Annotated in this window: 11 protein-coding genes and 1 pseudogene; all 12 read right to left on the reverse strand. The window is 53.0% G+C overall.

Annotated features, from left to right (window positions below; genetic code table 11):
• Positions 1–23 precede the first annotated feature (23 nt).
• Positions 24–2156: a heavy metal translocating P-type ATPase gene (locus ACIHKT_RS03690; protein WP_086035599.1), complete on the reverse strand. Its 2133-nt coding sequence runs from the start codon at positions 2154–2156 to the stop codon at positions 24–26.
• 913 nt (positions 2157–3069) lie between these two features.
• Positions 3070–3324 carry a helix-turn-helix domain-containing protein gene (locus ACIHKT_RS03695; RefSeq protein WP_066648644.1) on the reverse strand — a complete coding sequence of 85 codons (255 nt, stop codon included), beginning with the start codon at positions 3322–3324 and terminating at the stop codon, positions 3070–3072.
• Between the two features lie 12 nt (positions 3325–3336).
• Positions 3337–5182: pseudogene (locus tag ACIHKT_RS03700) on the reverse strand (type IV secretory system conjugative DNA transfer family protein).
• Between the two features lie 13 nt (positions 5183–5195).
• The gene (locus ACIHKT_RS03705) at positions 5196–6647 is read right to left on the reverse strand and encodes a DUF3991 and toprim domain-containing protein (protein ID WP_404352780.1); all 1452 of its coding nucleotides are present in this window, start codon (positions 6645–6647) and stop codon (positions 5196–5198) included.
• A 15-nt stretch (positions 6648–6662) separates the two neighbouring features.
• The gene (locus ACIHKT_RS03710; protein WP_274379835.1) at positions 6663–6785 is read right to left on the reverse strand and encodes a hypothetical protein; all 123 of its coding nucleotides are present in this window, start codon (positions 6783–6785) and stop codon (positions 6663–6665) included.
• Between the two features lie 17 nt (positions 6786–6802).
• Positions 6803–9703: a MobP3 family relaxase gene (gene mobP3 / locus ACIHKT_RS03715; RefSeq protein WP_174403168.1), complete on the reverse strand. Its 2901-nt coding sequence runs from the start codon at positions 9701–9703 to the stop codon at positions 6803–6805.
• A gap of 5 nt (positions 9704–9708) precedes the next feature.
• Positions 9709–10122: a hypothetical protein gene (locus ACIHKT_RS03720; RefSeq protein WP_086035603.1), complete on the reverse strand. Its 414-nt coding sequence runs from the start codon at positions 10120–10122 to the stop codon at positions 9709–9711.
• Positions 10123–10885: 763 nt separating this feature from the next.
• Positions 10886–11188 carry a hypothetical protein gene (locus ACIHKT_RS03725; RefSeq protein ID WP_086035604.1) on the reverse strand — a complete coding sequence of 101 codons (303 nt, stop codon included), beginning with the start codon at positions 11186–11188 and terminating at the stop codon, positions 10886–10888.
• Between the two features lie 5 nt (positions 11189–11193).
• A complete protein-coding gene (locus tag ACIHKT_RS03730) occupies positions 11194–12075 on the reverse strand; it encodes a ParM/StbA family protein (protein WP_086036836.1) in 882 nt (293 codons plus the stop codon).
• A 189-nt stretch (positions 12076–12264) separates the two neighbouring features.
• On the reverse strand, positions 12265–12624 hold the full coding sequence (locus tag ACIHKT_RS03735) for a M23 family metallopeptidase (protein WP_338084226.1): 360 nt from the start codon (positions 12622–12624) through the stop codon (positions 12265–12267).
• A gap of 10 nt (positions 12625–12634) precedes the next feature.
• On the reverse strand, positions 12635–13309 hold the full coding sequence (locus ACIHKT_RS03740) for a hypothetical protein (protein ID WP_404352783.1): 675 nt from the start codon (positions 13307–13309) through the stop codon (positions 12635–12637).
• 92 nt (positions 13310–13401) lie between these two features.
• On the reverse strand, positions 13402–13920 hold the full coding sequence (locus ACIHKT_RS03745; RefSeq protein ID WP_174193257.1) for a gamma-glutamylcyclotransferase family protein: 519 nt from the start codon (positions 13918–13920) through the stop codon (positions 13402–13404).
• Positions 13921–13939: the final 19 nt, after the last annotated feature.

The raw sequence follows: 13939 nt of genomic DNA on the forward strand, positions 1-13939 counted from the left end.
ATAAGATATAACCATAAAAAGATTCATATTTTTTTCGTATTCAGAGCTCTCATTGCGTTAACAACTGCAATCAGAGCAACCCCCATATCTGCAAACACGGCCGCCCACATGGAAGCTAACCCCAATGCTCCTAATACGAGGAATATGGCTTTAACTCCTAATGCAAACACGATATTCTGAGATACAATGTTTCTCGTTCTTTTCGCAATTTTTATCGCTGATGCTACTTTGTGAGGTTCATCAGTCATAATCACTACATCTGCGGCCTCAATCGCAGCGTCCGAGCCCAAGCCTCCCATAGCGATACCGATGTCGGCTCTTGCAAGTACCGGCGCATCGTTAATTCCATCACCAACAAATACAATCTTTCCCTTGTGAGATTTTTGGGCTTCCAGGGATTCAACTTTTTCAACTTTATCGGCGGGTAACAGTTCAGAATAAACCTTGTCTAAACCTAATTCCTTGCCGATATTGTCTGCCACCTTCTTCAAGTCGCCAGTAAGCATAACTGTTTTTCTAACGCCAAGCGCTTTCAACTCTTTAATTGTTTTTGCAGAGTCTTCTTTCACCTCATCTGAAATTATGATACTGCCCGCATACTTTTTGTCTATGGCCACATGTACTACTGTGCCTAACGTATCCACATCAGTGTATTGGATGTTTTCACTGATCATTAATTTAGTATTTCCAGCAAGTATTTCCTTTCCATTGACATTGACCTTAATGCCATTTCCCGCTATTTCCTGATAATTCTCAATTTTATCTTTATCAATTTCAGCATGATAAGCAGCTATAATTGAAAGTGCAATCGGATGATTTGAATAGCTTTCAGCATATGCCGCATATTTGATCAGTTCATCCTCTGTATAACCGTTTTCAGAAATCGCTTTTGTAACCTTGAATACACCTTTGGTTAAAGTCCCGGTCTTATCAAAAACAACTACTTCAACATTGTTCAACGCTTCAAGGTAGTTGCCGCCTTTTACTAATATTCCCTTTTTTGAAGCTCCTCCAATTCCCCCAAGGAATCCCAATGGTATTGAAAGCACTAACGCGCAGGGGCAGGAAACCACCAAGAATACTAACCCTCGGTAAATCCAGTCAGAGAAGGATGCTCCTGGAATAACCAAAGGCGGAATAATTGCTAATGCCAATGCTCCAAATACAACAACCGGAGTATAGTAACGCGCAAATTTTGTTATAAATTTTTCAGTTGGCGCTTTTTTGTTGCTGGCATTCTGTACTAAATCCAAGATTTTTGAAACTGTAGATTCTCCGAATTCTTTTGTAACTTCAATAGTCAAAACGCCATTTTTATTTACAAACCCGCTCAAAGCATCACTTCCGGGTTTTAACTCACGTGGAACGGATTCACCGGTCAATGCCGCTGTATCAACCATTGAAGTGCCTTCTATGACCTTGCCGTCAAGAGGAATTTTTTCTCCCGGTTTTACTACAATCTTATTACCGATATTTACTTCATCAGGAGATACTTTTTTGAGTTCTTCGCCAACCCGTAAATTTGCATAATCAGGTCTTATATCCATTAATTCACTGATTGACTTTCTGGAATTATCCACGGCCATATCCTCGAATAATTCCCCAACCAGATAGAACAACATAACGGCGACACCTTCCGGATACTCTCCAACAAAGAAGGCACCGATTGTAGCAACACTCATAAGGAAGTGCTCACTGAATACCTGACCTCGTACGATCCCCTTTATTGCGCTTAAAACAACTTTTCTGCCAACAATGATATAGCTTATTAAGAATATGGTAAGTTCAAGCCAGTTCTGGAACTTAAAAATCAATCCAACAACAAATAAAGTTCCTCCAATCACCAGTTCGACTATCTCTTTCTTATGATCTTCTTCATCGTCGTCATCGTCGTCATCTTTTTCTTCTATTTTAGGCTTAGAAGTGTTCTCCACTAAAGCAATTTTCACATCCGGTTCTATTTTTTTTACGATGCTTTCTATCTTCTCCACTAACATAGGAACATTGGTATTCGACTCAGCTTCCCAAGTAAGTCTCTTAGAAACAAAATCTACTGAAGCGAACTTAATCCCTTCAATATTTTTAATTTCTGTTTCTATTTTTGCGGCACAGTTGGCGCAGTCCAACCCATTAAGCATAAATACCTTCGTCGACATGGATGAGCCCCCTTAATATAACGATTAAACGATTGCTTAATCGTTATATTATCATTGACATAGATTATTGTCAATAGAAAAATAAAAAATATTCCGGATCTGTTGGATGCCATGTTTGAGGTTGAAAATCCTGGCCCACCGTTCGTAGCAGATGCCTTTTCCGGCGCGGAGTTTGGCCCGAATGTACACCAGCAGATTGACTCGTTTTCCCGGCGCGGATCTGATGACTTTATTGCGCGGCTTGTGTACCTTTTCCCGGAGAGTACGGCTCGAAGCACTGCTGGCCTGCAGCCAACCGGATGGAGAAATCATCGCCGACCCGCGAGTGGTATTTGCTGAACTGGATCCCCCAAAAGAGGCACCAACCACGGGAGCCGTCGTAACAACCCGCTTCGGGAAGCGGGGGTGGAAATACAGAATATGGCATCGGTTTCCACCATCAGCGATGTTCTGCGCGCGCTCAAAAGCAAATATCTTCCACCGGATTTGCCGGACATTCAGGGGCAATGAAAACTTAGCGCGACACCAATTGATTCTGTCAAGGTGACGGCGTTTTGACACTTACTTAAAAACAGTTGTTATCCCCGCTGCAATGAATACTGGTGAACCGCTCCGGCTCCGTTCTGGCGGTTTACAAAGAACAGATGCTCGTTTTTGTGGAATCTGCCGCTCATCTCATTACATATGCCAGAGAAAAGAACAAGGAAATTATTCTGATTGACCCGGATACAGCGGAGGTTACTCCCATACCGGTGAAAGAAAGGAAGAAAGAAAAAAAACCTTTCCGCTTGTCTTTTCTCTGATTTAGATCTGCTTAGAGTAGGAGGTTCGCTTTCATGGTTCAACATGAACCGTTCCACGGTTCACCTGTAGACAGACTTTCTCCCTGGCGGAAGTGATGCCTTTTTCAGCGTTATTTGATGTGATACAGGTTGGAGGATTTTCCGCCGTTTTCGCGCCACCTCGGCTCTTTGCAGAGATGGCCGCTTTTTTCAAGGTCGGAAATTGCCCGCTTGACCGTGCTTTTGGACAGCTTCAGTTCCCGTGCGATGGTACCGATCGCCGGGTAGCATTTGCCGTCCTTATCGGCTCGGTCGCGCAGGTACATATACACGGCAACCGCGCGGTGAGGAAGCTCAGAAGCGTAAAGGGATGTAAAATACCCCATGATATATCACTCCTATTCAATGCGAACGGGATCTTTTCTTCGCGGAAAATTGCGTATCTCCTGCGCAGGCGCATGCTCGATCCCACCGTGTGCACTGGGTTCACCTTCAGCTATGTCCGGGTCAACCGTATAAGCCGCATTCCTGCGGATGAGTTCTTCCTCCAGCTCGAACCGGTCGGCGTACTCCACCTTCCGGGCCGACTTTTCCTCAACCTCATAAGGTTTGCCGAAGGTGATACCCCAATCCTTAAACAGCTTGAGCCGGGTGCGCATTGGATAAGCGCCGGTTTTCGTCACAACGAATCTGCCCTTGGGCATGGATTTGAGTTCGTCCGGCGAAAGGAGCGGACGCTCGATCATTTCGAGGTTCTGCGAGCCGTCGCTTTTGCCTCGATTAACGGTCCCGCTCATCACCGTTCGGGTTCCCAGCGATTTGGACAGGGTTTCCGCCGACTCGCTGTTGGGCGCGAAACCTCCGAAAATCGTGTCCTGGCAGTTATCCACGATGATGGCGGCGCCTTCTTTTCCGTAATTTTTCTCCAACTGAGCAAGGCTCTGGATGATGGCTGTTATAGACACCCGCCGGGAGCGACTGGATGAGAACATCATCTCGGCTGACTCTATTTTTGGAATGGTCCCTATCTCATCAAGGTACATCATGACACGGTTGGGCAGCTTGCCGCCGTGCTCATCAGCTACGGCAAGAATTTCCCGGTAGAGCTGCTGGACAATCAGGCTGATAATGAAGTATTTGGTGGAATCCTCTTCAGGCATCACCAAAAATATCGCGGACTTGGTATTACAGAACTTCTCCGCGTCGATCGCAGTGTCAAAACACAGAACCTGCTCCAGTTCGGAATCCAGGAATGCGTTGAGCCTGGAAAGCGCCGTGGAAAGGACGCTCTGCATCGCCATATCCGCGCTGTTGAGCGCCGCGCCCGCGAACCATTTTGTCTTGTGGTCGTCCGGAAGATGCGCCATCAGCAACTGGAACAGAGTCCTGCCCTTCACGCCGCTCGGTGCGAGCAGGTCCTGAATCAGTTTGAAGACGGAGACGATATGACGCTTCTCCGGAGGGCAGAATTCCGCGAGCAGAAGGATGACCGAGGTCAGCAGACCTTCCGCCGCGTCGTAAAAGAAGGCGTTCTGGCCGGCCGTAGCGATATCGAAACCTCCCGACCCGATGATGGTCTTCGCCGTAATCTTAGCATACTTTTCGGCCTTTGCCTTATATGCCAGATTTGCATAGTCCCGCAGATAGGCGTCCATGTACCGGTTGACCAGATGATTCAGGTTGAACCCGTCGCTCCGGGTCGGGTTGCGCAGATCAATTACGGCCACGTCGTAACCGTAACACTCTTTTGCGATCCCCCCATAATTGCGATACAGATCTCCCTTGGTATCAATTGCGATACAGATCTCCCTTGGTATCGGTCGTAAGAAAGCTCATGCCGGCCGCACATGCGTATTCGAGGTTGGGATATAAAAAATTTGCGGTTTTCCCGACGCCGGCCGCACCGATCATGAGGCAGTGGATATCGTCGTCATCAATCAGCGCGTAGCCGTGGGGAGCCGTCCGGTCAAACAGCGGCGCTTTATGCCAGCCGATAATCAGGCCCTGTGCGGAGGGAAGGTTTTTGCCCTGCCGCCAGAGTTCCGGCTCAAAAGGGACTTCCGAATAGGTGTGCTTGATTTCGGATTTGGTCGCCCAACGGGCCGTACCGTGCTGGCCGTCGCCCACCGTCCGGGATTTGATTCCGTTGAGGGTATAATAATGCGCCAGCAGGGACAGAAGCCCGATGACGGCGAACATCAGAAATCCGGCGATCAGCAGTGTGACAACCGGAGATATTTGCATAGAAAGACCTCCCTTACATGCTCATTCTAAAATTTGGCGCCGCTTCCTCCGGCGCCTGGAGCGGCTGGGACAGTTCCAGCCGGACAAAAAGCTGCGCCTTCACGCAGTCAAGCGCGAGGCGCCTGTAATCCGAAACCAATGCCAGCCGCTCCTGCAGCGTGCGGATGCCGGGTGCGAATAACTGCCGGTCTATATTCACCGCATCCTCGCGAATATCTTCCGCTTTGGTTCGCATCCAGCCCCGGTCCAGGTGGGGCCTGTAGCTGTCCCGCAGGTTTCCGACCAGCTGCCCGAGCGTTTCCGGTCGTTCCATTTGCCGAAGCTCCCGCTGAGCGGCCAGCAACGCGCCCGCCGCCATCTTCTGCAGACAGGCTCCCACGATTTCCGGATTCGCGGCAGCGAGCTTTTCGGAATCGACCAGCGGCGTCAGCCTCCGGTGATATTCCCGAATGACAGCGTTCGGATCCGGAACGGCCGATAGGGTTTCACATGCGGAGAACAGATTCTCGCAGATCTCCGGCAGCAGGACGAGCTTCGGATGCTCCCCGGCAGGGATGGGGGTAATGCCGTGTTTTGCCTTGATATCCTCGTTCCAGTCCTTGTACCGGGATTGCAAAACAGGAATGTCCATATAAGCGGGGGCGTAATAATCGTGTTCCGCAAGGATGTCCTTCAGTCTGCCGGTGGCCTCAATCCCGGCCTCGTCGTGATCAAGGCACAGCACAATCTTTTTCAGGTTCGAATGGCTTTTCAGCTGTTGCAGCATCGCGTGCTCAGACACACCGTCCAGCGTGACATAGCTGTGTTTTTGCCAGTCCTTCAGGTGAAGGGAAATAAAAGAGAGCATATCGATCGGCGCTTCGAACACATAAAGGGTGTCGTCCTCGCCAATGTAGTGAAAGCTGTATTTCGGATCGCTTCCCTCGACATTACCCTTGTAAGGCTCGCCCTTGGTATAGGTGCCGCGCTTGTGCGCATGCCGGGCGGCACCATCCTCATCCAGACCAACGAATACGGCGTTATGGTATTCTTTGTCCTCGTAGATCAGGTGTTCGCGCGCGAAATACGACAGCACGCTCGGGCCGATGAACCGCTGTTTGAGAAGATAGGCAAACACCCGGCGCATGTCCGGATTGGCCTCCGGAAGCGCGAAGTTCTTTTTGGGCGGCGGCGCGCTTTTCGCGGTCTGGTTCCATTCCAGGCCGCCTTCGCCTCCGAGCAGAAAGGTGACCGCTCCGGGGAAATCCATGTCGTAAAACCGTTGGACGAAGTCAATCGCGTGGCCTCCTTCCTTGCGGGAATGCCGAAACCACTCGCTGCCGCGGATCGTCACGCTGTCGTGCCGTTTCCAACGCCACTCATGCCCGGAGCGGACGAGCTGCTCGCCCTGCCTCTGCAAAAAATCCACCAGGTCAACCGAGTTGGCCCTTTGCTTTTCTTCCTCTGTGAACGGGATATAGGACATGAAGGATCCTTCCTTTCAGCGTTTGCGTTTCCCGCACCGGCGAAAAAAGGCCGTCCGCTGATGTACGGACGGCTTTTCCGGCACCATATTGATTTTGGCGGGCGGGATCTCTTTTGCCTGTGGATAATGCTTTTGCATCAGGTGTGCATCTCCTTTTAATAGGTTTGTTCGGGCGCCCGCTCGTCGGGCGCATGGCCCATTGCCATCTTCTTCTGTCGAAGCCGGCGGCGGAGCTTGCTGTCCGTCTCCATGGAGGGGCCTCCGTACAGTCTGCCTTGCTGCTGCCGGAAGATCCGGCTCAGATGGTGCAGGAGCCGGGTAACCGCCAGCATCGGGGACGGATCACGGAACGAGTCCAGATGATTGAGAAAAATTTGGGCGTATGGATTGCCCTGCCCGGCGGAAGCCGTCAGCCATCGGGCGGCGGCCTCGCGGTCGCGGGGAACATCCTGCCCCATCAGATAGAGCTTGCCGAGCATGTACTGGGCATATTGGTTGTTCTGTTCCGCTGCGTCTGTGAGCCACCGGAAGGCGGCATCCATATCTTTGGAAACTTCCTCTCCCAGAAGGTACAGCTTGCCGATCCGGTATTGGGCAAAGGAATTGTTCTGCAGGGCCGCCTTTGTGAGTAAATCCACCGCCCGCGGAACATCCTTTGGCACATCTTCGTCGGCCAGATACAGCTTTGCCAGCGCGTACTGCGCATACGCATTGCCGAGGCCGGCCGAGAATGTCAGCCATCTGGCTGCGGCACCCGTATCCTTTACGACAGCCGTTCCTTCGAGGTACAACTTTCCCAGGGCGTAGGCGGCGTAGGGGTTCTTCTGTTTGGCCGCCGCGGTGAACAGTGCGACGGCTTTTTCCGAGTTCCGCTCCACATACAGGCCGTCCCGGTAGAGCTTTCCTAATAGATACTCTGCGGAGTCATTTCCGGCATCCGCAGCTTTGGTGAGCCAGAAGATGCCACTTTCGGGGTTCGCATAGGAGTTTTCAACCGGATTCAACGGACTTTCAACAGCCAGATAAATTTTTCCAAGCAGACATTGGGCATAGGCATTCCCGAGCTTGGCCGATTTCTCGAGGTATTGCACCGCCGCGCCGATATTCTGTTCCGTTCCGGTGCCCGTATAAAGCATTTGTCCGAGGCGGTACTGGAGCTTATCGTCGCGGCTCTGAGCCTCCAGTTGCTGAAAGCCGAGAAAGGCTTCCCGGAAGCAGGCGGCGGCCGCATCATGATTTTTTGCCGTGCCGATACCGTCGCGGTACATCTTCGCCAGTTCGTAGGACGCATATGGGAAGTGCTGCCGCGCCGCTTTGTCATAGAGAACAAACGCCGTATTGTAGTTCTGTTCCAAGCCCTGGCCACGGTAATACAGGCCGGCGAGGGAATACTGCGCGTACTTGTAATTCTCCGAGGCAGATTTCTCAAACCAGCCCGCCGCTTCTTCATAATCCTGATCGGTGCCGTTGCCAGCCGCATGCATCTTGCCGATGCGGTATTCCACATAGCGGTGGCTTTTCCCCGTTTCAATCTCATAAAAGGCTGTGAGGGCCTTTTCGTACCAGGTGAAAGAAATCCCCGCATCGGCTTCTATCCCCAGTCCGTCTGCGTACATGCGTCCGAGATCATGCATGGCGAGTGCGTTTCCAGCATCGGCTTCTTCTTGAAACAGCCGGAGCGTCTGAGCTAAATCCGGCTCCATATCGTCTTTCCCGTACAAAAATTCACGGGCCTGTTTGTAGCGGTCGCTCCATTCGATATATGGGTGGGGTGTCGCGGGCGGACTTTCAATGGGTTCCGGGCCTTCTGATGTGCTGTCCGGAAAATTCCCGTCTTCTGGGGATTCATCGTCTGGCTCATCCTCCGGCTCATACACCCGATCGGCCTGATCAGCTGCCGTATCCGCCTGAGCCTCAATGCCCTCGTCGCCCTCAAACGTGATCTGCCGTTCATTGATGCGCAGGGCTTCCTCGATCACGATGTTCTTGATGTGCTTGAATTCCTTCTGTTGGGAAAGCGGAAGCGGGCCGGGCAGCTTGTCGGCGTAAGTGTGCAGAACCTCGTTTTGTAGTTCGTACCATGCCTGGTAGGCTTCCGCCACCCGCGCGTCCTTTGACAGCTCATCCACGATCTGATCGACGATGGTCTTGAGCTCGGCCTTGAGGTAACCGTACTGTTTTCTGCCCGAGGTGTATTTCAGGCGTTCGACAAGCCGGGAGATCAGATCTTCAATAACCTTGTTTTCGTAGACACCGGATTCCATCTGCCCGATGATTTCGGAAAGCGCGGCACGGCTCTGTTCGGCGAGCTCGTTGCGGCGTGCGGTCTGCTCCGGATAGATCTGCATCAGGTCCTGCTGGAAGATTTCATGCGCCAGCGTACTCCGCATTTTGTTGATGGCGGGTTTGGTAACGTAACCCTCACGGGGATCGATGGAATAGACGATCGTGTGGCAGTGTGGATGATGGCCCTCATCGTGAAAAGCCGCGTACCAGCGCAGGTTTTCCGGGGAGATCTTCATCTGCTCGGAGAACAGGTTGCGCTGTTTGCGCAGAAGCGCCATCCACGCCGCGGCATGGTCATACCCGAGCCGGGCGGCGTCCTCCCGCCGCAGGCTGATAATCGGCGTCCAGACGTTTCCCGTGTGATGGGAGACTTCCTCCGCCACTTCGGACAATACTGGTGGCGCCCCGGCATCTGAAAACAGGCCGTGCGTGCCGGATTTCTCCACATGAGGGCGGGTGGCGATATATTGCACGTACACGTCCTTTTGCCCGAGCTGATCCAGATTTTGTTCCAACGCCGCCGTGATGAATTCCGAGGCGTTCTCAATGGTAGACCGCTTCTGGAAGTCCTCATATTCGAACAGGTCCGCGGTATCGGGAAACTGAGCCAACAGATCACCGATGAGCCGTTGCTGTTTTGCCGTGGAGGGCAGGGCGCGGATATTCGCCGGAAGCTTCTCCACGCCCTCGCGCGTCGCCATGTATTCCACGAGGTTGGCGGCATGGGTTCCGTCCTTGAGATACCGGCACTTAAAGATGATTTTCGGCATGGCCGTTACTCACCCTTCTGGAATTTCACCACATCCTCGAAGGTGACGGAACCGACAGACCTTTTAACGTCGTTCACGCACTTGCCACGCAGCCTGCGCAACATGGCTTCGTCCACATCTACGTTTGCCGCGAGGATGTTCATCATCATGCTCATCTCGACAGCCAGTTTGAAAATAAGGCGAGCCATCCGGCTTTCCAGACTGTCCACCATTCCGGTCATGGCGGACGTGATGGCGGCGGGCAGATAGCGCACGCCGTCCTCCGCCGAAATGTAGCCGCAGTAGAAACGGACGGCCTTTTCGATGAACTCGCTCTGGCTCTGGCAGTTGTCCTGTTTGTACCATTTCTCGATCAGAGTGCGTGTTTCCGGGTACATCCACAGCGGGAATTTCTTCTTGTTTACTCTTTCTTCCGGCATTGTTTTCCTCCATTCTGTTTTATACAAAAAGGGCCATGACTCCTGTCATGACCCCTCTGTAAAGGCGTAAAGATGCGGGTTTACGGTTGTTTTTTCAGCCGCCGACCCCGGAACCGACCCCAGGGGCCGAAATCCGACCCCGGAGCAAATCGTTCCCCGACCCGCATTGCGGGGCGGTGTGAGCCGCAGCGGGGGCGCACCGCGACCCCGCTGCTTTAACCCGCATCGTTTTCGACCCCATGGTTCACTCCCCGAAAGCGGAGCGTTTGGCTGTGCAGATTTCCGCACAAAGCCCCAGCACCGGGCCTTACCGTCTCACGGTGCAGCTGTGTGACCTCTGCGGAGAAAGTGCGACACGGGGCCACACGGGCGGCGACATGGGCGAGGAGCAGGCTTTTCTGTTTTCAAACCAACGTCTACGGCCTTTGATCCTATGTCGACACTTTACATTCGTATCTCGGGCGCCTGGGTCGGCTGGCTCAGGGAGGGATCATCTGTCAGCAGGTTCCAGCTTCGGTCAGCCGGATGGTAAGGGCAACTTTCGACAGTCTGGCCCCTCAATTCCTCCCAAGTGACCGGGATTTCCGTATTGGTCCTGCAACTGACAGAGCTTGAAGGGTACAAGGCCAGACACCTGACAGGGTGCATACAGAAAGTTGAGCAGGCGCGAATTGTTGCTCCAAACACCCAACAGGGCGCATGATACCGATATGCGATGCCTTCTCGTGAGAGTGCTGACGTCCAACAAGGCGTATGAGCGGAGTTATGGGTCATCCATCGCGTGGAGCAGGCTGTCCGGCACATCCGAAAGATTTGCCTCATCCAGTTGCAGAACAGCAGAGAAGGCAGGCGGGTCGGACGGCGCTTGGTAATCGGTGAAATACCGCAGTCCCTCCTGAATGGTCATGCGGACGATCTTTTCCAGTTTCACCGCCTGGTCATATCGCAGGATACAATCCACAATAAATTCCGTGCGCTGCCCGACGGGCTGCTCATCGAGCAGGCGGGCCGCTTCTCTGTGCCGCGCGGCTTGCAAATCGAAGGAGACATTGAAGCGTTTTCTCATCCTGCTCACCCCAACAGCAGACGATAACCGTCCGCATTGGCGAAGCGGTTCAGAACGGCCACTGTATTGACGCTGCTGTCACGCAGCATGCCGCCGAGCAGTTCCGCGCCGCCACCCGCGAACACGGTGGGGAGCTTCAGGTCGAGGCCCCGTTCCCGCAGCGTGTTGAACAATTCCCTGATATACTTCTGCATCTCCTGCTCCACGGTCTGCCGGATGAAATCCTGATCCGCGTGCTGAATTTTACCGCGGATGGCGTCGGTGACAAGCTCGTCGGTCAGCAGGATGTCCCGCCGCCGCAGGATGTCCTGAATGCGGGTATAGAGCGTAATGGTGCCCATCCGGAGGCTTGTGCAGTTTGATCGGTCCAGCTTGGAGCCATGCATGGTTAGAACATCTACCGTATACCCCCCGATGTCCGCCAGAGTGATGCTGCGGTATGCCCGGAGCTGAGGGTAATACCGGCACAGCGCCGCATGCCCCTGGGCGAACACCTTGCAGTCCGCAATGTGGCAGTGGTAATCCGTTCCTTCAAACCGGAAAGTCAGATTTCCGCGCAGAAAATATTGGCGGAAGGCGTCTTTCTGCATTCCGTATGCTTCGATGGGCAACCCTACGCCCAGAATGACATCGGCTTCCCGAACACCCGCCTTTTTCATGGCGGACGCAATGGCCGGCAACGTCAGAAGAAAGGTATCAGGAGCTTTCGTCTTATCCTGCTGAAACCGCACTCGCTTTTCACCGATGGCGTAATATCTGCCGCCATAGCAGAGCTGCATCTCATCCGTGATGAATTCCTTATCGCTTGCCGCGTACCCGGAGGCGTACAGCATCCCCTCTGAGGATTTGGTGTTGTAGTTTCCGTTATCCACACCGAGTTTGATCACCATCTGAATCACACCTCTTTTGAAAAATATAGACAAGTCGCATGGCCTGCCTCCATATGATTGCTTCTCGGATTACATGCCACTGAGGTTCAGCATGCTTTACCTCCTTCGAAGCACAAAAAGCCGCCTCCCAAGAGACGGCTTCGATCGGTTTATATTAAAAGGTCTCCTGTATGTACGGGGCTTGCTTTACGGCAGATACCCTCTGGGGTTGACTGCCTTGCCGCCGATGCGCACTTCAAAGTGCAGGTGGCTGCCTGTGCTGTGGCCGGTGTTTCCAGAAAGTGCGACGACGTCGCCGGCTTTGACAGCTTGCCCTGCATGGGCGATAATTTGGGAGCAGTGTCCGTACAGAGTGACCAGCCCGCCGCCATGGCCGATTATAAGATAATTCCCATAGCCGTCAGGATCCCAGGCAATCTTGGAAACAGTTCCATCCTTCGCCGCATGGACCTGTGTGCCGGTCGGTACGCCCAGATCGATGCCTGTATGGACAGTGGCTTTTCCGTTGATCGGGTCAATGCGGGGCCCGAATTCCGAGGTGACCAGTGCCCGCCAGTTACTTCCGACAGGGGGAAATCAGGCCGGCAGTGGAGGGGACTTGCGATGAGACGGTAAGCCCTGTGCCGGTTTCGCCCAAAGCTCTTTGATAGATTTCATCGGCATTGGACTTTTCATCGTCCGTGACGGTCCGGCCGAGGAGTCTGTCAAGATTCTTAAAGACCTGATTGAGATCAGTCAGCGGAACAGCTGCGTCATAGCTCTGTTCAGTATGGGTTCCATCCGGATTCTGAACAGTGCGGGTGCGGGTTTCCGTTTTTGCAAAGCAGCCGGCAAACGAATCGTAGTCCACCCCCTGCAGGGAGTCGGCGCCGAAATACAGAGAATAAAAAACAGCCTTGACCCGAGTGGAGTCGAGGCTTCCGTCCCCGGATTCAATATGCAGCTGAGCGATCGCATCGTCCAGCTGGCTGAACGCATCTTGCATTTCTTCAATATGCTGCCGATATTCAGAGGGAACATCCGAGGAGATCGTCCCTCCGTGGAAGGCGAGATTCACAGCGTCGTTGTTGTGTGCCGCGCCCCCGGAGAGAAAACTCATGAGTAAAAGTACGGCAAGAATAAAGGGCATCAGGACAGCGGTGATGGTTACTGCGATCACCTTCCACGTCCGTTTGTCTGTGGCGGCGGCAACCGCCGCCTTAACTGCAAGGGCCACAGCGGGTGCGGCCATGAAGCATTCCTCCTTTGGGCAGAAAAGAACAGACACCCCGGCGGGTAGTAGGGCGTCCGCTTTACGCTCCTATTGCAATAATCGATTGAGCGTTATTTCCATTTCATATTGAACAGACTGCCTTGTTCCAGATCCGGTGATTCCTGTTCGGACTGCTCTTGTTCTTCGGCCAGCCGGATGGACTTTTCCACGGACCTTTCCAGAAAATCCGTATCAAAGTTCGCCGTTTTATAACCCTCCATGATGACTCCCAGGTAGTAATCCGAAGGGGTCCCGAAGGGATGCCTGTCGTTCATGATGTAGACCATGGCCGGTTGTGTCTTTCCCCCAAGTTGCACCGGCAGGATCTCTTTGTGATAAAAATGGGGGTATCCTTCATACCGGTCGAGTGCCTGCTCGTCGGCAGGCCGGATCTTCCATAACAGAATGGGAACATTCGCCCCCTTGAGCGGCTCCACGGTGGCAACCGCCCCACGGCGTCCGCCACGGAACAGCAGTTCATAATCCCTGATCTCGCTTGTTCCAACCACTTTGGCGGTCGGGCAGCGGTAAGCCATCTGCGGAAGGTTAAGGTTGCTGCCGTAAGCGATATACAGCATAGATTTGCTCACAAAAACACATCTCCTTTAT

The organism is Caproicibacterium sp. XB2 (assembly GCF_044880635.1).
In the GTDB taxonomy this organism is placed as follows: Bacteria; Bacillota; Clostridia; order Oscillospirales; family Acutalibacteraceae; genus Caproicibacterium; species Caproicibacterium lactatifermentans.

What these genes read in the sequence shown, in the direction of transcription:
- ACIHKT_RS03725 (WP_086035604.1), bottom strand. Translation starts at nt 11,188, where the DNA reads ATGAGAAAACGCTTCAATGTCTCCTTCGATTTGCAAGCCGCGCGGCAC.
- mobP3 (WP_174403168.1), bottom strand. Translation starts at nt 9,703, where the DNA reads ATGCCGAAAATCATCTTTAAGTGCCGGTATCTCAAGGACGGAACCCAT.
- ACIHKT_RS03710 (WP_274379835.1), bottom strand. Translation starts at nt 6,785, where the DNA reads ATGCAAAAGCATTATCCACAGGCAAAAGAGATCCCGCCCGCCAAAATC.
- ACIHKT_RS03740 (WP_404352783.1), bottom strand. Translation starts at nt 13,309, where the DNA reads ATGGCCGCACCCGCTGTGGCCCTTGCAGTTAAGGCGGCGGTTGCCGCC.
- ACIHKT_RS03705 (WP_404352780.1), bottom strand. Translation starts at nt 6,647, where the DNA reads ATGTCCTATATCCCGTTCACAGAGGAAGAAAAGCAAAGGGCCAACTCG.
- ACIHKT_RS03720 (WP_086035603.1), bottom strand. Translation starts at nt 10,122, where the DNA reads ATGCCGGAAGAAAGAGTAAACAAGAAGAAATTCCCGCTGTGGATGTAC.
- ACIHKT_RS03690 (WP_086035599.1), bottom strand. Translation starts at nt 2,156, where the DNA reads ATGTCGACGAAGGTATTTATGCTTAATGGGTTGGACTGCGCCAACTGT.
- ACIHKT_RS03695 (WP_066648644.1), bottom strand. Translation starts at nt 3,324, where the DNA reads ATGGGGTATTTTACATCCCTTTACGCTTCTGAGCTTCCTCACCGCGCG.